At 40.3% G+C, this 22,924-nt stretch carries 23 protein-coding genes, 3 tRNA genes and 1 other annotated feature; of the genes, 25 read left to right on the plus strand and 1 reads right to left on the minus strand.

Annotation, left to right across the window (positions count from 1 at the left end):
- From ACVR1I_RS04245 to ACVR1I_RS04280, 8 genes are all read left to right on the plus strand, one after another.
- Positions 1-486 carry a prolyl-tRNA synthetase associated domain-containing protein gene (locus tag ACVR1I_RS04245; RefSeq protein ID WP_447442795.1) on the plus strand — a complete coding sequence of 162 codons (486 nt, stop codon included), beginning with the start codon at positions 1-3 and terminating at the stop codon, positions 484-486.
- 180 nt (positions 487-666) lie between these two features.
- Positions 667-1,362, plus strand: coding sequence for an orotidine-5'-phosphate decarboxylase (gene pyrF, locus ACVR1I_RS04250; protein WP_447442796.1), 696 nt, complete (start codon positions 667-669; stop codon positions 1,360-1,362).
- A gap of 51 nt (positions 1,363-1,413) precedes the next feature.
- A complete protein-coding gene (gene pyrE, locus ACVR1I_RS04255; protein ID WP_447442797.1) occupies positions 1,414-2,043 on the plus strand; it encodes an orotate phosphoribosyltransferase in 630 nt (209 codons plus the stop codon).
- Between the two features lie 104 nt (positions 2,044-2,147).
- On the plus strand, positions 2,148-3,080 hold the full coding sequence (locus tag ACVR1I_RS04260; protein WP_447442798.1) for a glycosyltransferase family 2 protein: 933 nt from the start codon (positions 2,148-2,150) through the stop codon (positions 3,078-3,080).
- A 2-nt stretch (positions 3,081-3,082) separates the two neighbouring features.
- Positions 3,083-3,736, plus strand: a complete 654-nt coding sequence (locus tag ACVR1I_RS04265) for a uracil-DNA glycosylase (protein ID WP_447442799.1) — start codon at positions 3,083-3,085, stop codon at positions 3,734-3,736.
- A 7-nt stretch (positions 3,737-3,743) separates the two neighbouring features.
- Positions 3,744-4,211: an NUDIX hydrolase gene (locus ACVR1I_RS04270; RefSeq protein WP_447442800.1), complete on the plus strand. Its 468-nt coding sequence runs from the start codon at positions 3,744-3,746 to the stop codon at positions 4,209-4,211.
- Positions 4,204-4,551, plus strand: a complete 348-nt coding sequence (locus ACVR1I_RS04275; protein WP_447442801.1) for a MazG nucleotide pyrophosphohydrolase domain-containing protein — start codon at positions 4,204-4,206, stop codon at positions 4,549-4,551. The genes ACVR1I_RS04270 and ACVR1I_RS04275 overlap by 8 nt, the downstream gene beginning before the upstream one ends.
- 18 nt (positions 4,552-4,569) lie before the next feature.
- On the plus strand, positions 4,570-5,838 hold the full coding sequence (locus tag ACVR1I_RS04280) for a dihydroorotase (RefSeq protein WP_447442802.1): 1,269 nt from the start codon (positions 4,570-4,572) through the stop codon (positions 5,836-5,838).
- A 25-nt stretch (positions 5,839-5,863) separates the two neighbouring features.
- Here ACVR1I_RS04280 and plsY read toward each other — a convergent pair whose 3' ends face one another.
- Positions 5,864-6,502: a glycerol-3-phosphate 1-O-acyltransferase PlsY gene (gene plsY, locus ACVR1I_RS04285; protein ID WP_447442803.1), complete on the minus strand. Its 639-nt coding sequence runs from the start codon at positions 6,500-6,502 to the stop codon at positions 5,864-5,866.
- A 170-nt stretch (positions 6,503-6,672) separates the two neighbouring features.
- On the opposite strand from plsY, the gene parE reads away from it, so the two are divergent.
- The 17 genes from parE to ACVR1I_RS04370 all read left to right on the plus strand — a co-directional run bounded on the left by parE (position 6,673) and on the right by ACVR1I_RS04370 (position 22,787).
- Positions 6,673-8,622, plus strand: a complete 1,950-nt coding sequence (gene parE / locus ACVR1I_RS04290; RefSeq protein WP_447442804.1) for a DNA topoisomerase IV subunit B — start codon at positions 6,673-6,675, stop codon at positions 8,620-8,622.
- A 12-nt stretch (positions 8,623-8,634) separates the two neighbouring features.
- On the plus strand, positions 8,635-9,069 hold the full coding sequence (locus ACVR1I_RS04295; protein WP_447442805.1) for a YkvA family protein: 435 nt from the start codon (positions 8,635-8,637) through the stop codon (positions 9,067-9,069).
- A 193-nt stretch (positions 9,070-9,262) separates the two neighbouring features.
- On the plus strand, positions 9,263-11,716 hold the full coding sequence (parC, locus tag ACVR1I_RS04300; RefSeq protein WP_447442806.1) for a DNA topoisomerase IV subunit A: 2,454 nt from the start codon (positions 9,263-9,265) through the stop codon (positions 11,714-11,716).
- Positions 11,717-11,862: 146 nt separating this feature from the next.
- Positions 11,863-12,885: a branched-chain amino acid aminotransferase gene (locus ACVR1I_RS04305; RefSeq protein ID WP_447442807.1), complete on the plus strand. Its 1,023-nt coding sequence runs from the start codon at positions 11,863-11,865 to the stop codon at positions 12,883-12,885.
- Between the two features lie 67 nt (positions 12,886-12,952).
- Entirely contained in the window at positions 12,953-13,186 is a 234-nt protein-coding gene (locus ACVR1I_RS04310) for a DUF2969 domain-containing protein (protein WP_447442808.1), read from the plus strand.
- A 50-nt stretch (positions 13,187-13,236) separates the two neighbouring features.
- Positions 13,237-13,317: transfer RNA gene (locus tag ACVR1I_RS04315), tRNA-Tyr, on the plus strand.
- Positions 13,318-13,457: 140 nt separating this feature from the next.
- Positions 13,458-13,529, plus strand: a tRNA-Gln gene (locus tag ACVR1I_RS04320).
- 122 nt (positions 13,530-13,651) lie between these two features.
- The gene (gene rpsA, locus ACVR1I_RS04325; protein WP_447442809.1) at positions 13,652-14,866 is read left to right on the plus strand and encodes a 30S ribosomal protein S1; all 1,215 of its coding nucleotides are present in this window, start codon (positions 13,652-13,654) and stop codon (positions 14,864-14,866) included.
- A gap of 77 nt (positions 14,867-14,943) precedes the next feature.
- Positions 14,944-15,015, plus strand: a tRNA-Arg gene (locus tag ACVR1I_RS04330).
- 60 nt (positions 15,016-15,075) lie between these two features.
- On the plus strand, positions 15,076-16,104 hold the full coding sequence (locus ACVR1I_RS04335; protein ID WP_447442810.1) for a threonine aldolase family protein: 1,029 nt from the start codon (positions 15,076-15,078) through the stop codon (positions 16,102-16,104).
- A gap of 83 nt (positions 16,105-16,187) precedes the next feature.
- A complete protein-coding gene (locus tag ACVR1I_RS04340; protein ID WP_447442811.1) occupies positions 16,188-18,221 on the plus strand; it encodes a glycosyltransferase family 8 protein in 2,034 nt (677 codons plus the stop codon).
- Positions 18,222-18,348: 127 nt separating this feature from the next.
- Positions 18,349-19,494, plus strand: coding sequence for a cysteine desulfurase family protein (locus tag ACVR1I_RS04345; RefSeq protein ID WP_447442812.1), 1,146 nt, complete (start codon positions 18,349-18,351; stop codon positions 19,492-19,494).
- A 27-nt stretch (positions 19,495-19,521) separates the two neighbouring features.
- Positions 19,522-20,382 carry an acyltransferase gene (locus ACVR1I_RS04350; protein WP_447442813.1) on the plus strand — a complete coding sequence of 287 codons (861 nt, stop codon included), beginning with the start codon at positions 19,522-19,524 and terminating at the stop codon, positions 20,380-20,382.
- Positions 20,383-20,396: 14 nt separating this feature from the next.
- The gene (thiI, locus tag ACVR1I_RS04355; RefSeq protein WP_447442814.1) at positions 20,397-21,614 is read left to right on the plus strand and encodes a tRNA uracil 4-sulfurtransferase ThiI; all 1,218 of its coding nucleotides are present in this window, start codon (positions 20,397-20,399) and stop codon (positions 21,612-21,614) included.
- A 9-nt stretch (positions 21,615-21,623) separates the two neighbouring features.
- The gene (locus ACVR1I_RS04360; RefSeq protein WP_447442815.1) at positions 21,624-21,791 is read left to right on the plus strand and encodes a hypothetical protein; all 168 of its coding nucleotides are present in this window, start codon (positions 21,624-21,626) and stop codon (positions 21,789-21,791) included.
- 83 nt (positions 21,792-21,874) lie between these two features.
- The gene (locus ACVR1I_RS04365) at positions 21,875-22,219 is read left to right on the plus strand and encodes a hypothetical protein (RefSeq protein WP_447442816.1); all 345 of its coding nucleotides are present in this window, start codon (positions 21,875-21,877) and stop codon (positions 22,217-22,219) included.
- Between the two features lie 121 nt (positions 22,220-22,340).
- Positions 22,341-22,787, plus strand: a complete 447-nt coding sequence (locus ACVR1I_RS04370) for a GNAT family N-acetyltransferase (RefSeq protein ID WP_447442817.1) — start codon at positions 22,341-22,343, stop codon at positions 22,785-22,787.
- 57 nt (positions 22,788-22,844) lie between these two features.
- Positions 22,845-22,916 (plus strand) — a sequence feature (ribosomal protein L21 leader region).
- Positions 22,917-22,924 lie beyond the last annotated feature (8 nt).

Here is a 22,924-nt window from a genome sequence, read left to right on the forward strand (position 1 = left end):
ATGGTGTTTGCAACTGAAAAAGAGGCCTATGAATTACTGGATCGATTGTCCATTTCTTATGATCGGTTAGACCACCGCCCCATTATCTCTGTAAAAGATTTAGATTTTGAATTACCGGGTCAACAAGTCAAGAATTTATTTTTGAAAAATAAAAAAGGAAAAAAGTTTTATCTTGTGATTTTGCATGATGAAAAACAAGCTGATTTAGCCAAATTGGCAGAGCGTTTGTCCGAAAAACGGTTGTCTTTTGCAAGTAAGGAACAATTAGAAGAGATGCTACATGTTCCGGCAGGGACAGTTACTCCTTTTGGGCTATTATTTGACTCAGAAAATAAGATAAAAGTCATTATTGATTCAGATGTGGATCGCACTTTGACAGTTGGCTTTCATCCTTTTGTGAATTCAACGACCTTGAATATTGGATTCACAGACTTTGAGAGAATACTGGAAGAACTTAATCATGCTATCACCATAATCGACTGCTGAGAGAGCTAAGTTCATTCTTGACAAGGACAGACTAAGAATGCTAAAATAAATTAAGTTTATAACCTTTAATCATGTCCAGAGAGGCATCAAAGGTCTACCAAGAAAAAGGGATGATTGTGCCCATATTTTGTGTAGCCTCGCCTTCTTTGGTGAGGCTTTTTTTGACCGAGAAAGGAAGATATGAAAGAGAATCGTCCCATTATTGCCCTGGATTTTCCGAGTTTCGATGCGGTAAAATCCTTCTTAGCCCATTTTCCCCAAGAGGAAAAGCTGTATGTGAAAGTGGGCATGGAGCTCTATTATGCTGTTGGTCCGGAGATTATTTCCTACATTAAGGAGTTAGGCCACAGTATCTTCTTAGATTTAAAACTTCATGATATTCCCAATACTGTGCAGTCTGCCATGGCTGTCTTGGCAAAACTGGGTGTCGATATGACCAATGTCCATGCGGCAGGAGGAGTTGAGATGATGAAAGCAGCCAGAAAAGGGCTGGGTGAAGGCCCAATTCTTATTGCTGTGACACAATTAACCTCAACATCTGAAGAACAAATGAAGGATTTCCAAAATATCCAAACCAGTTTACAGGAGTCAGTAGTGCATTATGCAAAGAAGGCCCAAGAAGCAGGTTTGGACGGTATCGTTTGTTCGGCTCAGGAGGCTCAAGCCATTAAAAAAGCAACAAATAATAACTTTGTCTGCTTGACACCAGGTATTCGTCCAACAGGTGCAGCAGTAGGAGACCAAAAACGGGTTGTGACACCGCGTTTGGCAAGAGAGATTGGCTCGGATTATATTGTTGTGGGACGTCCCATTACACAAGCTGATGATCCAGTCGCAAGTTACCTGGCCATCAAGGCCGAGTGGTCAAACCAATAAGTTTACGCATAAGGAAGAAAGGCACCGGTTACCGGTGAGTAGGAAAAAATCGTGACATTAGGAACTCAAATTGCATCACACCTTTTGGATATCAAGGCTGTTTATCTGAAGCCAGAAGAGCCGTTTACATGGGCTTCCGGTATTAAATCTCCAATCTATACCGATAACCGCATTACTCTATCCTTTCCAGATACCCGTACCTTGATTGAAGATGGGTTTGTGGAAACAATCAAAGAAGCCTATCCAGATGTAGAGGTGATTGCAGGTACAGCAACTGCTGGTATCCCACACGGTGCCATTATTGCAGACCGTATGAATTTGCCATTTGCTTATATCCGCAACAAACCAAAAGACCACGGTGCTGGGAACCAAATCGAAGGTCGTGTTGTCAAAGGCCAAAAAATGGTGGTTATCGAGGACTTGATTTCAACAGGTGGTTCAGTTCTAGATGCGGTTGAAGCAGCAAAACGCGAAGGAGCAGATGTGCTTGGAGTGGCAGCTATCTTCACTTACGAATTGCCAAAAGCAACTGAAAACTTTGAAAAAGCGGGTGTTGATTTGGTGACCTTATCGACTTATTCTGAGTTGATTAAAGTAGCAAAAGTACAAGGATATATCAACGCGGACGGCCTTCAGCTTTTGAAGAAATTCAAAGAAAACCAAGAAACTTGGCAAGATTAAAAACGGGGCTACAAGCCCCTTGTTTTTTTATCCTGATTGTTCAACTGACTAGCTGAACTATGGTATAATGAACATAGTACTAGTTTGAAGATGAAGGAGAATACATGATTTCGATTATTGTGCCCTGTTTTAATGAAGAAGAAACGATTCCTATTTTTTTTCATGAAACAGAAAAAGTCAGAAAAGAGATGGGAGAGTTCTTTGAATACATTTTTATAAACGATGGCTCAAAGGACGCTACCTTATCTGTTTTGCGTCAGTTAGCCAGCGAGCAACCAGCAGTACGCTACCTTTCTTTTTCTCGTAATTTTGGAAAAGAAGCGGCGCTCTATGCAGGATTAGAAGCTGCAAGAGGTGATTTGGTTGCTGTTATGGATGTTGATTTGCAAGACCCACCTGAGATGCTTATTCAGATGAAACAAATGCTAGAAGCAGATGCTGAATTGGATTGTGTCGGAACTCGAAGGGACAATCGTAAGGGAGAACCCTGGGTGCGCTCGCTCTTTGCTAAGTTGTTTTATAAATTGATGAATAAGATTAGTCAAGTAGAGGTTGTCGACGGTGCACGAGATTTTCGATTAATGCGTCGCAAGATGGTAGACAGTATTCTTGAAATCAGCGAATACAATCGTTTCTCAAAAGGTATTTTTGCTTGGGTTGGCTATAATACAGCCTATCTTCCCTATCACAATGTGGAGCGGGTAGCAGGACAAACTAGTTGGTCATTTTGGCAACTCTTGTCTTATTCCATCGAAGGAATGGTTAACTTTTCAGAATTACCATTGAATTTAGCGTCGTATTTTGGGGTCTTATCCTTTTTCTTATCGCTTTTGATGATGATTTTCATTGTTGTCAAAACCTTGGTCTTTGGGGATCCGACAATCGGTTGGCCATCAACCATTTGTGTTATCCTCTTTCTTGGTGGATTGCAACTAATGACCATTGGAATACTAGGTAAATACTTATCAAAAGTCTTTTTGGAAACTAAAAAACGCCCTATTTATATTGTAAAAGAAGAAAATCAACCGAAGGAATAGTTATGGAACATTCAGCATGGCATGAAGCTATAAAGGCTCATTTACCAGATCATTACTATGGGAAAATTAATGCTTTTCTAGACGAAATATATGCAAAGGGGACCGTTTATCCTCCAAGAGACAAGGTGTTTGCTGCCTTTCAGGAGACGAATTTAAAGGATGTCCGTGTTCTTATCTTGGGTCAGGATCCCTATCATGGTCCTTATCAAGCACAAGGTTTATCTTTCTCTGTTCCAAATGATTTGCCGGCTCCGCCTTCTCTTCAAAATATCTTGAAAGAATTAGCAGAAGATATTGGTCCGCGTACCCATCATGATTTGATTTCTTGGGCTAAGCAAGGAGTGCTTTTGCTCAACGCTTGTTTAACAGTTCCTGCTGGAAATGCCAATGGCCATGCTGGTCTGATTTGGGAGCCCTTTACGGATGCTGCTATACAAGTGGTCAATGATTTGGAACAGCCAGTTGTCTTTATCCTCTGGGGAGCTTATGCTAGAAAGAAAAAAACACTAATTACCAATCCGCACCATCTAATACTGGAATCAGCACATCCAAGTCCGCTGTCTTCTTACAGAGGATTCTTTGGTAGCAAGCCCTTTTCCAAGACCAACGCTTTTTTACGGGAACAAGGTCGGACTGAAATAAACTGGCTAGACTAGGAGAAATATGGTTAAGTTAGCAACGATTTGTTATGTGGACAATGGGAAAGAATGGCTCATGCTCCACCGCAACAAGAAACCAAACGATGTCCATGCTGGAAAATGGATTGGGGTTGGTGGCAAGATAGAGGCAGGTGAAACACCCGAGGAATGCGCCATTCGTGAAATCAAGGAAGAAACTGGCCTAGATGTCAAAGCTCTGTCCCTAAAAGGCATCATCACCTTTCCAGAATTTACACCGGACAATGATTGGTATACCTACGTTTTTAAGGTAACGGATTTTGAAGGGGAAGTGATTGATTGTGAAGAAGGCACACTAGAGTGGGTTCCTTACAAAGACATTAGAGACCTGCCGACTTGGGAAGGAGACTATGTCTTTATGAAGTGGCTCCTTGAAAACAAATCCTTTTTCTCTGCAAAATTTGCCTATAAAGGTGATACATTAATAGAACAGGAAGTGGTGTTTTATGAGTAATTCATTAACTTCATTGACAATTGCGGACTTGCAAGCTTATTTGACCAGACATTATCAAGGTGACCGTGATACTCAAGGCTTTTTTACGAAGCTGGTAGAAGAAGTGGGAGAAATCGCCGAAGTTTTAAATCAAAAAGTTGGACGGAAAGTTTGCAATAAAGATGACTTAGACGAAGCATTGGCAGCAGAATTAGCCGATTTAATTCATTATACAGTGGCAATCGCAGCAGTGCATGGCATTGATTTGACACAGACGATTCTTGAAAAAGATAAACGAGCTGCTATCAAGTATCAACACGAGATAAACTTAGAAGAATTTTTAAAACAATCTCAAAACTAAGAGTACAGGGAGAAGACGATGCTTTTAATTCAAAACGGTCGCTTGATTGATCCAAAGTCCAATACGGACCAAGAATTGGATCTTTTAATAGAAGATGGGAAAATTACGAAGATTGCCGCATCCATTGATGTTGTCGGTGCCAAAGTCATTGACGCGACAGGTATGGTTGTTGCACCAGGTTTGGTTGATGTCCATGTGCATTTTCGTGAGCCAGGCCAAACGCACAAAGAAGATATTCACACGGGGGCCCTTGCTGCCGCTGCTGGAGGTGTGACCTCCGTAGTCATGATGGCCAATACAAATCCGACGATTTCAACGGTGGAGACCTTGAAAGAAGTCTTAGACTCAGCAGCCAAAGAGAAAATCAACATCCATACAGTCGCAACCATTACAAAGGAATTTGATGGTCAAAACCTGACTGATTTTCAAGCCTTGTTGGAAAATGGGGCGGTTGCGCTTTCTGATGACGGGATTCCATTGACCAATGCGGCTATCTTGCGTGACGCTATGAAGCTAGCTAAAGAACACGATGTCTTGCTCAGTCTACATGAGGAAGATCCTGATTTAAACGGTGTTCTTGGCTTGAACGAACATATTGCTGACAAACATTTCCATGTCTGTGGCGCGACAGGAGTTGCAGAATACAGCATGGTAGCGCGTGATGTGATGATTGCTTATGAAACTGGTGCCAAGGTTCACATCCAGCATCTGTCAAAAGCAGAATCCGTAAAAGTAGTGGAATTTGCCCAATCGTTAGGCGCTAAGGTGACTGCTGAAGCTACTCCACAGCATTTCTCACGGACAGAAGATCTTCTTTTGACCAAAGGAACAAACGCCAAGATGAACCCGCCTTTACGCTTGGAATCCGATCGTCTGGCTGTGATCGAAGGATTAAAATCTGGTGTGATTTCGGTGATTGCAACCGACCATGCGCCACACCACGCTGATGAAAAAAATGTGGCTGAAATTGCCAAGGCACCGTCTGGTATGACTGGTCTGGAAACCTCCCTGTCCTTGGGCGTGACCCATTTGGTACACGAAGGCCATTTATCCCTTTCTCAATTATTGGAAAAAATGACCTATAAACCTGCTGAATTGTATGGTTTGGATGCTGGTTATGTAACGGAAAATGGTCCAGCTGATCTCGTCATCTTTGATCCAAATGAAGAACGCACTGTATCTGCTACATTTGCTTCCAAAGCCAGCAACTCACCCTTTGTTGGTGATGTGATGAAAGGTGTCATTCATTACACGATTTGCAAAGGCGAAGTTGTTTACAAAGTATAAAAAACTGAGACCAATAGGTCTCAGTTTATTTTTTTTGTTTGGTGATGTTTAAACCGAATGGCACAAGGTTTTCTTTTTTGGAGCGGATGCGTTTGATATTGTCTTTATGTCGAATAATGACAAAGCTACCTAAGAAAACGATGACGAGAGTAAAGAGCAAATCGTATTCTGGTAGAATAAAGCCAAGTGCCGGAAAGCTTAGGACACCAATGATTGCAAAGGTACCAGCCACTATACTGGACAAAGATACCATGGATGTCAAGAATAGGGTAATCGTAAAGATAATAATCAAGTACAGGCAGAAGGCTGGCGCAAATCCAAGTAGCATACCGGCAGAAGTGGCAACTGCCTTTCCACCCTTAAAATTGGCAAAGATAGGAAAAGTATGCCCGAGGACAGCCACTAGTCCAAATACAATTGGTGAAATTCCCTGTGCTTGTAGATAAATCGGTAATAAGACAGCCAAGGTCCCTTTGAAAATATCCAATAACAAAACAACGATACCAGCTGGCGTTCCTAAGACACGAAACGTATTGGTTGCTCCGGTATTTCCAGAACCATGTTCACGGATATTTTTCTTAAAAAAGACCTGTCCAATCCACAAACCTGATGGGATGGAGCCGAGTAAATAGGCGACAATTAGTAATAAAATCGTTTTTAACATGCTTCTATTATACCATAAGCTCTCTATTCTCGGTAACAACTCCAACTCTTTTTAATGCTCCAGTTGCTACATCCGAAAAAAGAGTGTTGAATATAAAATAACCCGTTTCTATTAGCGTCATTCCAGCTTTTTTGGTAAAATAGGTAAGATAAAGATTTTTAGAGGTAAGAATGTCTAAGAAAGAAATAACAATCAATAATTACAATGACGATGCCATTCAGGTATTAGAAGGGCTGGATGCTGTCCGTAAACGTCCAGGGATGTATATCGGATCAACAGATGGTACTGGGCTGCATCATCTGGTCTGGGAAATCGTCGACAATGCCGTCGATGAAGCCTTGTCTGGATTTGGTGATCGCATCGATGTTACCATCAATAAGGACGGAAGTTTGACCGTTGCGGACCGCGGACGTGGGATGCCTGTCGGGAAACATGCTATGGGAATTCCAACTGTAGAAGTCATCTTTACCATTTTGCATGCGGGTGGTAAGTTTGGCCAAGGCGGTTATAAAACTTCTGGTGGTCTTCACGGTGTCGGTTCATCAGTTGTAAACGCCCTGTCTAGCTGGCTAGAAGTGGAAATAACTCGGGAAGGGACCATTTACAAACAACGCTTTGAAAATGGTGGCAAACCCGTGACAACCTTGCAAAAGATAGGTACAGCACCTAAGTCTAAATCTGGTACAAAAGTCACTTTTATGCCAGATGAGACCATCTTTTCGACAACGGATTTCAAATTTAATACCATTTCAGAGCGTCTCAAAGAATCAGCCTTCCTTCTAAAAAATGTGACCATGTCCTTGACAGACCTGCGTCCAGAAGAAGTGGTACAAGAAGCGTTCCATTATGAAAATGGTGTCCAAGATTTTGTTGAGTACCTCAATGAAGACAAGGAGACCTTGACGCCGGTTATTTTCTTTTCTGGAGAAGAGCAGAGCTTCCAAGTGGAAGTAGCCCTCCAATACAATGACGGTTTCTCTGACAATATCCTTTCTTTTGTTAACAATGTTCGTACCAAGGATGGTGGGACCCATGAGACGGGACTAAAAACTGCCATCACCAAGGCCATGAACGACTACGCTCGAAAAACTGGTTTGCTCAAAGAAAAGGACAAGAACCTAGAAGGATCAGACTACCGGGAGGGCTTGTCAGCCATCCTCTCCATTTTGGTGCCTGAAGAACACTTGCAATTTGAAGGCCAAACCAAGGACAAACTGGGCTCCCCTTTGGCCCGTCCGATTGTGGATGGCATTGTTTCAGAGAAGTTGACCTATTTCCTTTTGGAAAATGGAGAGATGGCTTCTAACTTGATTCGTAAGGCCATCAAGGCTAGAGATGCCAGAGAAGCAGCCCGCAAAGCGCGTGATGAAAGCCGTAACGGCAAGAAGAATAAAAAAGACAAGGGGCTTCTGTCTGGGAAATTAACTCCGGCCCAATCCAAAAACCCTAAGAAAAATGAATTGTACCTCGTCGAGGGGGATTCTGCCGGTGGCTCTGCCAAGCAAGGTCGTGACCGCAAGTTCCAAGCTATTTTACCGCTTCGTGGTAAGGTCTTAAACACTGCCAAGGCCAAGATGAGCGACATCATGAAAAACGAAGAAATCAACACCATGATTTACACCATTGGTGCAGGTGTTGGGGCTGACTTTAACATCGAAGATGCCAACTATGACAAAATCATCATCATGACCGATGCGGATACTGATGGGGCCCATATCCAAACCTTGCTCTTGACCTTCTTTTACCGCTACATGCGTCCCTTGGTTGAAGCAGGTCAAGTCTATATCGCCTTGCCACCTCTTTACAAGATGTCTAAAGGAAAAGGCAAGTCTGAAAAGGTTGCCTATGCTTGGACCGATGGTGAATTAGAAGATATTCGAAAAGATTTTGGAAAAGGTGCCATCTTGCAACGATACAAGGGTCTCGGTGAGATGAATGCAGACCAGCTCTGGGAAACAACCATGAATCCAGAGACACGTACACTCATTCGTGTTACCATCGAAGACTTAGCTCGTGCCGAACGCCGGGTCAATGTCCTCATGGGTGACAAGGTTGAACCACGCCGGAAATGGATTGAGGACAATGTTAAGTTTACCTTGGAAGAAAATACATTGTTTTAAAAGTAGGTCAATATGAAAAAGAAAATGTCATCAAAAGATGCTCTTGCTCAATTGCAAAAGGGCTATAAAAAAGCTGAAAATATCCTAAACGATGATGCAAAGGTCGAAACTTTTTTAAACAAACTAGAACGTAAAATGAAATGGATTCCTTTTCTTAGTCAAGAATTAAAATCCATTCCAATTTTAATGAGTATGCTTCGTAGTTACTGGAAAAAAGAGTATACCAAAGTTCCTTTTAGGACAATGGTGGCCATTGTGAGTGCATTGTTGTATTTCCTATCTCCGATTGATGTAGTACCAGACTGGATTCCAGTTCTTGGTCAGTTGGACGATGCACTGGTCATCAGCACTTGCTGGCGCATGGTACATAAGGATATTGCAGCCTATCGTCAGTGGAAGAAGGCAAAAGAATCAGATAAACAGGCTACTGGTGTTTCCAACCCTTAAGGTAAGTACTAATAAAAACAAAAGAAGTAATCATTCTTTCCTATACGAAGAAATTAGAAAGGACTGTTGGTTAGTCACTCTAACTGAACGCGCCCTAAAGGCTGTATCAAAAAGATAAATCGTCTAGAAAATCAGGATTTTCTACGATTCCTATTTTGACCTTGCTTTTTCAACGGGCTTTGTATCTTATATTATGTCAAACATTCAAAATATATCCCTTGAGGATATCATGGGAGAGCGCTTTGGTCGCTACTCCAAATACATCATACAGGAGCGGGCCTTACCGGATATACGGGATGGTCTGAAACCTGTTCAACGCCGGATTCTTTATTCCATGAATAAGGATGGCAATACCTTTGAAAAAGGATTTCGGAAGTCCGCCAAGTCTGTCGGGAATGTCATGGGTAATTTTCACCCGCATGGTGACAGCTCCATCTATGACGCCATGGTACGGATGTCTCAGGATTGGAAAAATCGCGAAACCTTGATTGAAATGCACGGAAACAACGGTTCTATGGACGGCGACCCTGCCGCTGCGATGCGGTACACGGAAGCCCGCTTGTCTGAAATTGCAGGTTTTCTCCTACAAGATATCGACAAAAATACTGTGCCTTTTGCCTGGAACTTTGACGATACCGAAAAAGAACCTACGGTACTACCAGCTGCCTTTCCAAATCTCTTGATCAATGGGGCAACTGGTATTTCAGCCGGTTATGCGACTGATATTCCACCTCACAATTTATCAGAGGTTATTGATGCGGTTGTCTACATGATTGACCACCCGTCTGCCAAGTTGGACAAGCTCATGGAATTCTTGCCGGGGCCTGATTTTCCGACAGGTGCCATTATCCAAGGGCGTGATGAAATCAGAAAAGCCTACGAAACGGGTAAAGGCCGTGTAGTAGTGCGTTCGCGGACAGAAATCGAATCCTTAAAAGGTGGCAAGAAGCAAATTGTTGCAACAGAAATTCCTTATGAAGTCAACAAGGCAGTTCTGGTTAAGAAGATTGACGATGTGCGTGTCAATAACAAGGTCCCAGGTATTGCGGAAGTCCGTGATGAGTCGGACCGTGATGGATTGCGGATTGCCATTGAGTTGAAAAAAGATGCCGATGCCCAAACCATTTTAAACTACCTTTTCAAATACACGGACTTACAGGTCAATTACAACTTTAACATGGTGGCCATTGACAACTATACCCCTCGCCAGGTTGGTATTATTCCGATGTTGTCGAGCTACATTGCCCACCGCAAGGACATTATCATTGCTCGTTCTAAGTTTGATAAGGAAAAAGCGGAGAAGCGTCTTCATATTGTAGAAGGCTTGATTCGTGTTATTTCGATTTTGGACGAAGTGATTGCCTTGATACGGGCTTCAGAAAATAAGGCTGACGCCAAGGAAAATCTGAAAGTCAGCTATGAGTTTTCAGAAGAACAGGCAGAAGCTATTGTGACCTTGCAATTGTATCGTTTGACCAATACCGACATTGTGACCTTGCAAGAAGAAGAAGCGGAGCTCCGTGACAAGATTGCAACGTTGGCTGCTATCATTGGTGATGAGCGAACTATGTACAACTTGATGAAAAAAGAGTTGCGGGACGTTAAAAAGCAGTTTGCACATCCACGTTTGTCTGAGTTGCAAGATGAAGCAGAAACCATTGAAATTGACACGGCCAGCTTAATCGAAGAAGAAGAAACCATGGTCAGCGTCACACGTGGTGGTTACATCAAGCGGACCAGTCTACGTTCCTTTAATTCGTCCTCGATTGAGGAAATTGGAAAACGTGATGAGGATGAACTTGTCTTTATTCAGCAGGCAAAGACCACTCAACACCTCCTGATTTTTACTAATCTTGGAAATGTCATTTACCGGCCAATCCACGAAATCACCGATATTCGTTGGAAAGACGTTGGAGAACATCTATCTCAAACCATTACCAGCTTTGGAAATGAGGAGCAGATTCTCTTTGCTGAAATTGTCGATGAATTTGGTGGTGAAACCTATTTTGCAGTGACAAAATACGGTCAAATCAAACGCTTTGAGCGAAAGGAATTCTCGCCATGGCGGACCTACAAGTCCAAATCCTTGAAATATGCCAAATTAAAAGACGATCGTGATGAAATTGTGACCGTCTCCCCAATCCTATTGGACGAGGTAATGATAGTAACCCAAAACGGATACGCCCTTCATTTTGCCATTGAAGAAGTGCCAGTCATTGGGGCTAAGGCAGCAGGGGTCAAGGCGATCAATCTCAAGGATGGAGATGTGGTTGTATCAGCCTTTATCGCCAATACCAAGTCCATGTTTGTCTTGACCCAACGGGGAAGCTTGAAGCGGATGGCAGTTGGAGATCTTCCACTTGCCAAGCGGGCAGGACGTGGCTTGCAAATCTTACGTGAGCTTAAGACTAAACCACACCGTGTCTTTTTAGCAGGCCCAGTCTTTGCAGAAACCAGTGGTGCTGAACTTGATTTGTTTGCAACTGAAGTCGAAGAAAAACAGGAAATTCTTGAAATTATTTCTACAACAGGCCAAACAGAAGAAATCAATTTGATCAATCTGGGAATATCAGAACGCACCAGCAACGGTTCCTTTGTATCGGATACCATTTCTGATCAAGGTGTTTTCGCTGCTCGAATGAAATAACATCGTTATGAGGCTGAGAACGAAAGCGTTCTTCGCCTTTTTTGAATAGGTAAAATCGAGTTAAATTGTATTTTCTTAAAAAATAGTTGGAAAGTTCTGAAAAATAATGTAAAATAAAGAAAGTAAAGATTTTCGAGGTTTAAACTATGACAGTAAATATGAATTGGGAAAACTTAGGGTTTTCATATATGAAGTTACCCTACCGCTACATTGCTCGCTTTAAGAATGGTCAGTGGCACGAGGGGAAATTAACAGAAGATAGTCAGTTGCATATATCTGAAAGTTCACCCGCCCTTCACTATGGACAACAAGCCTTTGAAGGCCTAAAAGCTTACCGAACAAAATCGGGGACGATTCAACTCTTTCGTCCAGATGAAAATGCCAAGCGTTTGCAGCGGACAGCGGACCGACTCTTGATGCCACAAGTTTCAGTAGAAATGTTTGTAGATGCTTGTAAGCTAGTTACCAAGGCCAATGAAGACTATGTTCCTCCGTACGGAACTGGTGGCACACTCTATCTAAGACCGCTCTTGATTGGAGTGGGAGATATTATTGGTGTGCAACCAGCTCAGGAATACATCTTTACAGTCTTTGCCATGCCTGTGGGGAATTATTTTAAAGGTGGTTTACAACCAACCAATTTCCTTATACAAGACCAGTACGACCGTGCTGCACCAAATGGGACAGGTGCTGCTAAAGTAGGCGGTAACTATGCAGCCAGTCTTCTTCCTGGTAAGGCAGCCAAAGCTGCAGGTTTTTCAGATGTGATTTATCTAGATCCAGCGACTCACACCAAAATTGAAGAAGTTGGATCGGCCAATTTCTTTGGTATTACCAAAAATAATGAATTTGTCACACCGATTAGTCCATCAATTTTGCCATCCATTACCAAGTATTCTCTCTTGTATTTAGCAGAACATCGACTTGGTTTAACGCCGATTGAAGGTGATGTCTTTGTGACAGAGTTGGACAAGTTTACAGAAGCTGGTGCCTGTGGAACAGCAGCTGTCATCGCACCAATCGGTGGGGTACAACACGGTGATAAGCTCCATGTATTTTATAGCGAAACAGAAGTAGGTCCTGTTACCAAACGTCTCTATGATGAACTAACAGGTATTCAATTTGGCGATATTGAAGCACCTGAGGGCTGGATTGTTCCAGTTAACTAAGAAAGAGATGGCTTGCACTTGCAAGCTCTTTTCTTTTTCGGTACAATGGAAAAAGTGAGGTGAAAGCATGAGTAAAAAAGACAAAAAAATTGAAATTCAGATTGAAGAAAGTACAGTAACATCTAACGGACAAAAATATGACGGATACCGCTTGGTTATTGGTAAAAAAGTTATCGGGGAAATCGCAGAATTCTCAGAAAATAATTATGCTGTCCTAAAAAACGGAAATGCTGAAAGTTTTTATAAAAAACTCGAAAAAGCGGTCGGAAATATTATTGAAAATTACAATTTAAGCCATTAAAAGGCTTGTATTAGTCGCTATTTTATGGTAGAATAGTGACTGTTAGTGTTGGAGAGATAGCGAAGAGGCTAAACGCGGCGGACTGTAAATCCGCTCCTTCGGGTTCGGGGGTTCGAATCCCTCTCTCTCCATCAAGATACGAGTGCGTTAAAAATCCCGTATGAAAATAGGAAATCAATGCAGTGTCTTATAGACACAAATTGATTTATCTTTTTCACTAGAGATTTAGCACGAGTTCAGTTGTTATCCAACTGAAAAAGTATCTATTCATTGGGGTATAGCCAAGCGGTAAGGCAAGGGACTTTGACTCCCTCATGCGTTGGTTCGAATCCAGCTACCCCAGTCAAGGTATTAGGTTTTCCTAATTCGTCAAAGAAGCTACATAATGTTGTCCTTGCGTGTGCCTTAAATAAAATATATTTTGTCAGTTAGCAATGGGGCTGGCTGACGTCGGAGGTTTTTTTAATGAACGAATTTGAAGATTTGTTGAACAGTGTAAACGAGGTTACACCTGGTGATGTGGTTACAGCAGAAGTATTGACAGTAGATGCTGGTCAAGCGAACGTTGCAATTGCTGGTACTGGTGTTGAAGGTGTGTTGACTCTTCGTGAGTTGACAAACGACCGCGATGCAGATATCAACGAACTTGTAAAAGTTGGTGAAACACTTGAATTGCTTGTTCTTCGCCAAGTTGTTGGTAAGGACACAGACACTGTTACCTATCTTGTATCTAAAAAACGTTTGGAAGCACGCAAAGCTTGGGACAAACTTGTTGGCCGTGAAGACGAAGTCGTAACTGTTAAAGTTACTCGTGCCGTTAAAGGTGGTTTGTCAGTTGAGTTTGAAGGTCTTCGTGGATTTATTCCAGCTTCAATGATCGACAGCCGTTTCACTCGTAATACTGAACGTTTTGTTGGTCAAGAGTTTGACGCAAAAATAAAAGAAGTTGATCCAGCAGAAAACCGCTTTATCCTTTCACGTCGTGATGTTGTTGAGGAAACTGCAGCAGCTGCTCGTCAAGAAGTCTTTTCTAAATTAGCAGTTGGTGAAGTTGTAACTGGTAAAGTTGCACGTATCACTAGCTTCGGTGCCTTCATCGACCTTGGCGGTGTAGATGGTTTGGTTCACTTAACTGAATTATCACATGACCGTAACGTTTCTCCTAAATCAGTTGTAACTGTTGGCGAAGAAGTTGACGTTAAAGTGTTGGCTATCGACGAAGAAGAAGGCCGTGTATCATTGTCATTGAAAGCAACAACACCTGGACCATGGGATGGCGTTGAGCAAAAATTAGCTCAAGGTGATGTTATCGAAGGTAAAGTGAAACGCTTGACTGATTTCGGTGCATTCGTTGAAGTATTGTCTGGTATCGATGGTTTGGTTCATATCTCACAAATTTCACACAAACGTGTTGAAAATCCAAAAGATGCTTTGTCTGTTGGTCAAGATGTAACTGTTAAAGTTCTTGAAGTGAACGCTGCTGATGAGCGTGTATCACTTTCTATCAAAGCATTGGAAGAGCGTCCAGCTCGTGAAGAAAATGCTGGTGAAGAAGGCGAAAAACGCCAATCGCGTCCAGCACGTCGTCCAAAACGTGAATCTGCAAAACGTGACTACGAATTGCCAGAAACACAAACTGGATTCTCAATGGCTGACTTGTTCGGTGATATTGAATTATAATAACAATTGAAAGACTGGTTTTGAACCAGCCTTTCATTCTTATTTTATATTTTGTGAAGCCGATACGGGCTTCCTATCCGTCCTTAGTGTAATGGATATCACGTAAGATTCCGGTTCTTGAGATGGGGGTTCGATTCCCTCAGGACGGACTATATCTCGATAGAAAAACCATTTGGTTTTTCTATTTTTATATTCTGAAAGGAAATTGTATGGCCTTACATTTTGAAAATGATTACAACAAAGGGGCACATCCTCTTTTGCTCCAAGCATTGTTGGAAACAAACGACGAAGGTTTATCTGGATATGGTACAGATTCTTATACAGAGTCTGCAATTGAGAAAATTCGTCAGGCATGTCATTGTCCGGAGGCCCAAGTGACCTTTGTTGCTGGTGGAACTCAGACCAATCAATTAGTAATTGATTCACTTCTCGCTTCTTATGAAGGTGTTTTGGCAGCTGATACGGGACATATAGCAACTCATGAAGCTGGCGCGATTGAGTTTTCTGGACATAAAGTCTTGACATTGCCCCACTTTGAAGGGAAATTAAAGGCTGAGGATGTAGCAACCTATCTAGATACATTTTATGCTGATGGCAATCATGCCCATATGGTTTTTCCTGGAATGGTCTACATTTCCCATCCAACAGAATATGGAACGCTCTATACAAAAGATGAATTAACAGAATTAGCCACGATTTGCCAACACTACAAGATTCCCCTATATCTTGACGGCGCTCGCTTAGCTTATGCTTTGGCTGCTGATACGGATGTAACATTGGTAGATATTGCCCGATTAACAGATGTCTTTTATTTTGGTGGGACAAAGGTTGGGACATTGATTGGGGAAGCAATTGTCTTTACTAAAAAGAATCAACCTAAAAATTTTGTACCAATTGTGAAACAACATGGCGCTTTACTGGCTAAAGGTCGCCTAATTGGTGTGCAATTTGATCGTTTGTTTACGGATGATTTATACCTGAAGCTTGGGCAACATGGTATCCAATTAGCCAATGAGTTGGTTGAAGTTTTACAAGAAAAAGGGTATCCCTTTTATTTACAGTCACTGACAAATCAACAATTTATTATTGTAACAAATGATCAGCTCAAACGTTTTTCTGAAAATGGTATCTTGTATAGTTTTTGGGAAAAATTAGATGAGAAGCATACCGTGATTCGATTGGCAACCAGTTGGTCGACAACAAGCGAAGAGATAGAAGAATTAAGACATTTACTATGAGGCAATCAGTTTGCGGAATTTATTGATAACGTGTTAAAATAGATGATATGATTTTCTTGTTTATTGGAAATCAGAGGTTATTTATGAATACGAAAAAAACTACAATTGTTTATGCCAGTAATGATGCTTACGCCTATCATGCCTTAGTATCAATCTATTCTATCTTACAATTTCATTCAAATGAAGCCCTCTCGTTTGTTATACTTGAAAGTGATATCGGTATTAAGAAAAAAAGACAAATCGAAAAATTATTTGACCACTATCCTTTTGCTAATATTTCGTTTTACACGATTGATTCTTCACTTTTTCAATCATTTAAAACAAGTCATTATATTACGCTTGAAACCTATTATAGATTTTTTATTGCAGAATTGTTTCCAGATTTATCTCAATGTATCTATCTGGATGTAGATATTGTGTGCTATGGTGATATTTCTGAATTGTTATCTATTAATTTAACCAAAAATGAAGCAGTTGCTGGAGTTCATGATGCATATGTGACATCTTCCAATCTTCCTTATTTAAAAGAACACCATAAGAATGCTGATGAATATATCAATGCTGGGGTTTTAGTTTTAAACCTTGATTATTGGCGTTCTCAAAATAGTTCTAATGAATTGCTTGATTATTGCTCTAAATTTGAATTAAAGTACGATGATCAATGTGCTATAAATTTTGTCTTTAAAAATAGCATTCGATTGCTTCCTTCCAAATTTAATCAGATGGTTTCAGATAATGAAACATCTTTTCTACTCAGACATTTTAACGGATTTAGTAAACCGTGGAATCAATTGACCAAGGATCGTTTTTATTACCAGATTCGCAAAAATTGCTGGGAACTTCTTTCTGGAAAACGATTAAATGCTTTCATTTATACTCTGTCTGATGACATTTTTTATCTAGAAGAATTACTAAAAAATTTGCCGAATGTAACGATTCATGTTGCTGCACCAACAAGTTGCTCACAAAAACTAAAAGCATTAACAAAATATTCAAATCTTTATATTTATGAAAAATGTACGGAGTTTGAAGATATTGACTTTTTATTGGAAGAATCAGATTTTTATTTAGATATCAATGCTGGTGTAGAAGTTGATAATATTTTGGAATTTGTTCAAGCGAAACATCTTCCGATATTTGCTTTCGAAAAATTTAATCATTCTGTCATTCGTTTTGAACCCAAGTTAGCACACTCTGAAACTGATATGATCAATCTAATTCAAGCAGAATTTAAAAGAAGGTATATTGATTCCCAAACAGTCAGCATTATTGTTCCTATCTATAACGCTCAGGCACATTTAGAAAAATGTTTAGAGAGTCTGGTTCAACAAACATATCGAAATATTGAAGTTATTTTGGTTAACGATGCTTCGACAGATCAATCTTTGCGTGTCTGTAAAGCCTATGCTAATCAATATGACGAAATCAGATTGATTAATAAATATGAACATACTGGAGTTGCTGATTCACGTAATATTGGTATTGAAAATAGCCATGGACACTATCTCACTTTTGTCGATAGTGACGATTGGATTGATCCAAACTTTATTGAAGAACACTTAAGCCTTATGAAAAAGTATAGTGCAGATATAGCACTCTCGCCTCACTATTCCTATGTTGAAAGTGATGGCGTTTTTCAAACATACTCATCTGAATTTTCAACAAGAATGATTACTATTGAAGACTACTTCGAACAAGTTATGTCTGATTGGTTTTTGTTATTTTTATCCAGTATTGGTAAAGTGTATTCTCGAACATTATTTGAGGGTGAGGGTGGCTTTCGTTTCCCATTTGGATCTGAATCTGAAGAGTCCTACCTGATTCATCGATTATTTTTAAAAGCTCATTCCATTCTTTATATTGATAAGGCTCTCTATTGTTGGAGAAATCATTCAGCAAATCTTATTCACCAAGCAATCAATGAAAAGAAGGCACAGGATTTATTGTCTGGATATGATCAGTTTTTTATGGATCTTGTATTCAGTTCACAGCCTATGCCGAGTGTTAATGTATATTATAAGAAGCAACTAATCGAATTGAAAAACAAATTGGAACAGGCAGATCTATCTCATAGTGAAGTATATAAAAAAATATCAGCTAAACTAACGTTTAGTTAGCCATTTCTATTGAATAAGATTTAATAAAAGACTTGGTTGGAACAAGTCTTTTTAAAATAAAGAAGATTGGCATAAGCCCTAAAAAAGTGATAAAATAGGAATAATGTGATAATAGAAAGAGATAGTTATGATTTATTTTGACAATGCTGCGACAACAAAAGTTTATCCAGAAGCGCTTGCGACTTATACAGAAGTAGCAACAAAAATTTGGGGAAATCCCTCTAGTTTACATGATTTGGGCACAAAAGCAACTCGTATTTTAGATGCTTCTCGAAAACAGATCGCAGAACTATTAGGGAAAAAATCAAACGAAATTTTCTTTACATCTGGTGGTACTGAAAGTGATAATTGGGCTATTAAAGGAATCGCATTTGAAAAATCACATTTAGGTCGGCATATTATTGTTTCAACTATCGAACATCCAGCTGTTAAAGAATCTGCTTTGTGGTTAACAACACAAGGATTTGAAGTAGATTTTATCCCTGTAACAAATACAGGTTTTGTCGATCTTGAGGCTTTAGGGTCGCTCATTCGTTCGGATACTATTTTAGTCTCAGTGATGGCTGTTAACAATGAAATCGGAAGTATGCAGCCGATTAAGGAAATTTCTCAGTTGTTGCGTGACAAACCTGGTATTTCGTTTCATGTGGATGCTGTCCAAGCTATCGGGAAAATTCCTGTCTCTGAATTTTTAACAGATCGTGTTGATTTTGCTAGCTTTTCAGGCCATAAATTCCATTCTGTTAGGGGTGTTGGGATGTTATACATCAAAGAAGGGAAAAAAATTTCACCTTTACTGACAGGGGGAGGTCAGGAATCAGATAAGCGTTCAACAACTGAAAATCTTGCAGGAATTGCGGCGACGGCAAAAGCACTTCGTTTGACAATGGAAAAGCATGCAAGATCTAGTGAAATCATATTGGCTATGAAGCAAGTCATTTTTAATGCTTTAAAAGATTATACAGATATTTCTGTTTTTTCAGATATAGATGACTTTGCACCCCATATTCTGACATTTGGAATCAAAAATCTTCGTGGTGAAGTCTTGGTGCATGCATTTGAAGAACATCAAATTTATATCTCGACAACCTCTGCTTGTTCTTCTAAAGCAGGGAAACCAGCAGGAACCTTATTAGCGATGGGAATTCCACAAAAGATAGCTGAGACAGCAGTTCGAATTAGCTTAGATGAGGAAAATAATATGGCTGAAGTGGAACAATTTTTGGTTATTTTAAGGAAGATATATGATCAGACAGAGAAAGTAAGAGGTTAGATACCAAGTATGCAACTAGAAGATTATATGAATTATTTTCATTTTGATGGAAATCATCATCAAATTCGAATCAATAAATCTGCTTTACTAACAGTAGATTCAAAGGTTATTTTAGGTGAATATACTAGCATCAAACTCTTGGAAAATGCTCATTTAACAATTGGCCATAATGTATTTTTTAATGATTATTGCAGTATCACTTGTCGCCATCAGATTCGTATTGGAAAAGATACTATGTTCGGTGATGGTTGCCGTATTTTTGATCACAATCATCTGTATTCCGCATACCATACAGATAAAAATAACTATACAAGTGCTCCGATTACGATTGGAAAAAATTGTTGGTTTGGTGCCAATTGTGTCATATTAAAAGGGGTTACGATTGGAGACAATGTCATTGTTGGAGCGGGAAGTGTGGTCTATCAGGATATTCCGTCAGATTCGATTGTAACAGCTGGTCAAAGCTTAACCATTCGGCCGAGAAAACAAGCTCAATACCATGCCTTTACGTATACTTTGTCAGCCAATATTGAGCATTTAGCTTATCTAGCGGAACAACTAGAAGCAGTCGAATTTCATATTGCTGCTCCGACCAATGTTTCAGAGCATTTAATGAAGTTCAACAAACTAAAGAATGTTACAATTTATCCGAATATCTCACGTCAAGATCAAGTGATTGATTTTGCAGAACAGTGTGATATTTATTTGGATATCAATCATCTGTGGGAATCTCATCATGTGTTAGATGAAATAAAAGCAAGACAGAAACCCATTTTTGCCTTTGAAAATGTGGTAAAACGTGCTGAGATTACAGATAAAGTGATTGCACAAGATAGGCCGGAAGAAATGGTTCAGGTTGTAAAAGATTATCTTTCATTAAATCAATAAAAATAGGGAAAAATATGCGTTACTCAGAAATTATGATTCGTTATGGCGAATTGTCAACAAAAGGAAAAAACCGGATGCGGTTTATCAATACTCTTCGGAACAATATCAAAGAAGCCTTGTCTATCTACCCAGAGGTGACCGTTTTTTGTGATCGTGACCGAGGACATGTTTATATGCATGGAGCACAATACGAGGAAGTGGCTGTTTCTCTAAAGAAGATTTTTGGTATCCAAAGTTTTGCGCCTTCTTACCGTGTTGAAAAATCCGTTCCTGCTTTGAAACAAGCTGTGCAGGATATCATGACATCAATCTATAAAGAAGGGATGACTTTCAAGGTGTCAGCTCGTCGAAGTGATCATAGTTTTGAGCTGGATAGTCGTGACTTAAATCAAGTTCTGGGTGGAGCAGTTTTTGAAGCCATTCCAAACGTACAAGTGCAAATGAAATCGCCTGATATCAACTTGCGGGTTGAGATTCGATCTGATGCGGCTTATATTTCCCATGAAGAAGTTCGTGGAGCTGGTGGATTACCTGTTGGAACAGCCGGAAAAGGGATGCTCATGTTATCGGGGGGGATCGATTCCCCTGTTGCTGGCTATCTGGCCTTAAAACGGGGAGTTGATATTGAAGCGGTGCATTTTGCTAGTCCGCCTTACACTAGTCCTGGTGCCTTGAAAAAAGCCAAAGATTTAACCAGAAAATTAACGGCTTTTGGCGGTAATATCCAATTTATTGAAGTACCATTTACCGAAATCCAGGAAGAAATCAAAGCCAAAGCCCCAGAAGCCTATCTCATGACCTTGACGCGCCGCTTTATGATGCGGATTACGGACCGCATTCGTGAAGAAAGAAAAGGCCTGGTCATCATCAATGGAGAAAGTCTCGGCCAAGTTGCCAGTCAAACCCTGGAGTCCATGCAGGCCATCAATGCGGTCACAACCACACCTGTTATTCGCCCTGTTGTGACTATGGATAAGTTAGAAATCATTGAGCTTGCTGAAAAAATTGATACATTTAATATTTCGATTCAACCATTTGAAGATTGTTGTACCATTTTTGCACCTGACAAACCAAAAACCAATCCTAAACTAAAAAATGCCGAACAATATGAAGCACGATTGGATGTGGAAGGTTTGGTTGAGCGTGCAGTAGCTGGTATTATGGTGACTGAAATTTCTCCAGTGGAAGAGCAGGTGGATGAAGTGGATAATCTCATCGATAGTTTGTTGTAGGAGTTGTTTATGAATCCACACCTTTCATATTTCTTTGATGGGCTGATTGGTACTTACAATTTCAGAAGTGGCGTCTCAAATGTTCTGTATAAAGAGCTACCGAGTCCGGCTTATCCATTTGGAATTGTGCTTAGTCTTGCCATTGTTTTTTGGTTTTTTAAACATTCAATAGAATGAGACTGTATCAACCTGAAAAGCTAAGTATTTGTTCTTTGGTGGAAACCATGTAGAAAAGAAAGCATAGAGCTCGTGCCACTTTAGTGATTGCGATTTTATTTGCGAGTATCTTAGTGTCCAGTAAAATATTTGAAATCGGGGATATGATCCGCATTTACAGCCAGTATAGGCCCCAAATGACTCAAAGCATTGAAGGAACAGATGTTGTACTAAACATCAAAAAGGGCTCAAGCAAGAGTTCGAGAGATTCAATTGATTTGGCTTTTTTGGAAGACGGTGGGGAGAAGGTTCATCACCTGTATCTGGTTAATGGAAACAAACGCTTGGCAAATCGGATTGAGGACCGCGACCAAATCAGCTATCGGGCTACTCTGTATCTCGACAAGGACGGAAAGGAAATGATGATTAGTGACTTTATCGGTGAATAATGCTTATGAATTTTACTCAAAAACTATTTTTCCTTATAGCCCACTGTATTGGAAAAGCAAAGCTTTGTATGAAAGTAGTTTTCCAGTAGTGGAGCAGGTGTCATTTTCTTGGATGACAAAAATGGTTCTTTTCAAAAAGGCCGATTTCAGGGCTTATTTTAGCCGTGGTCGGTACTGTGGTTTTACTTATAGTCTGGCTTCTGAAAAAGCCTTTTATCTTCTCTTTATAGCAGTCGCTCCTTCGATGCATTCGATGGGATTTGGGTCACTCATTTTAGAGGAAATCGCAAAGCAGGCTGGAGAGCGTCCAATCTATCTGGCAATCGAGCCAATGAATGAGAATGCAGAGAATTATCCGCAACGAGTAAAGCGGTTAGCTTTTTATGAAAAAAATGGCTTTCATCTAACGGAACTTTATTATTACGAAGATCAAGAAGCCTACCAAGTTATGACCAATCAACCTAACCATGATCAAACAGATTTTAAGAATCTGGCTATGGAAGTAGCGGGATCGGGCATGAACATTCAAGTTTTAGAAGTAAAAAATGAGAAAAAATCTCAGAATTAGACACAAAATACTTGAAAACCCTTGATAGAAGTGATAAAATAAGAATGTTGACTATGCACACCTGTGCAACCGCACGAACGCCGTCTTAAGTGGTTTGTCCCACGGTGCTAGGCGAGTCTTCACAAAAATTGGGGAAA

The organism is Streptococcus cameli (assembly GCF_053207365.1).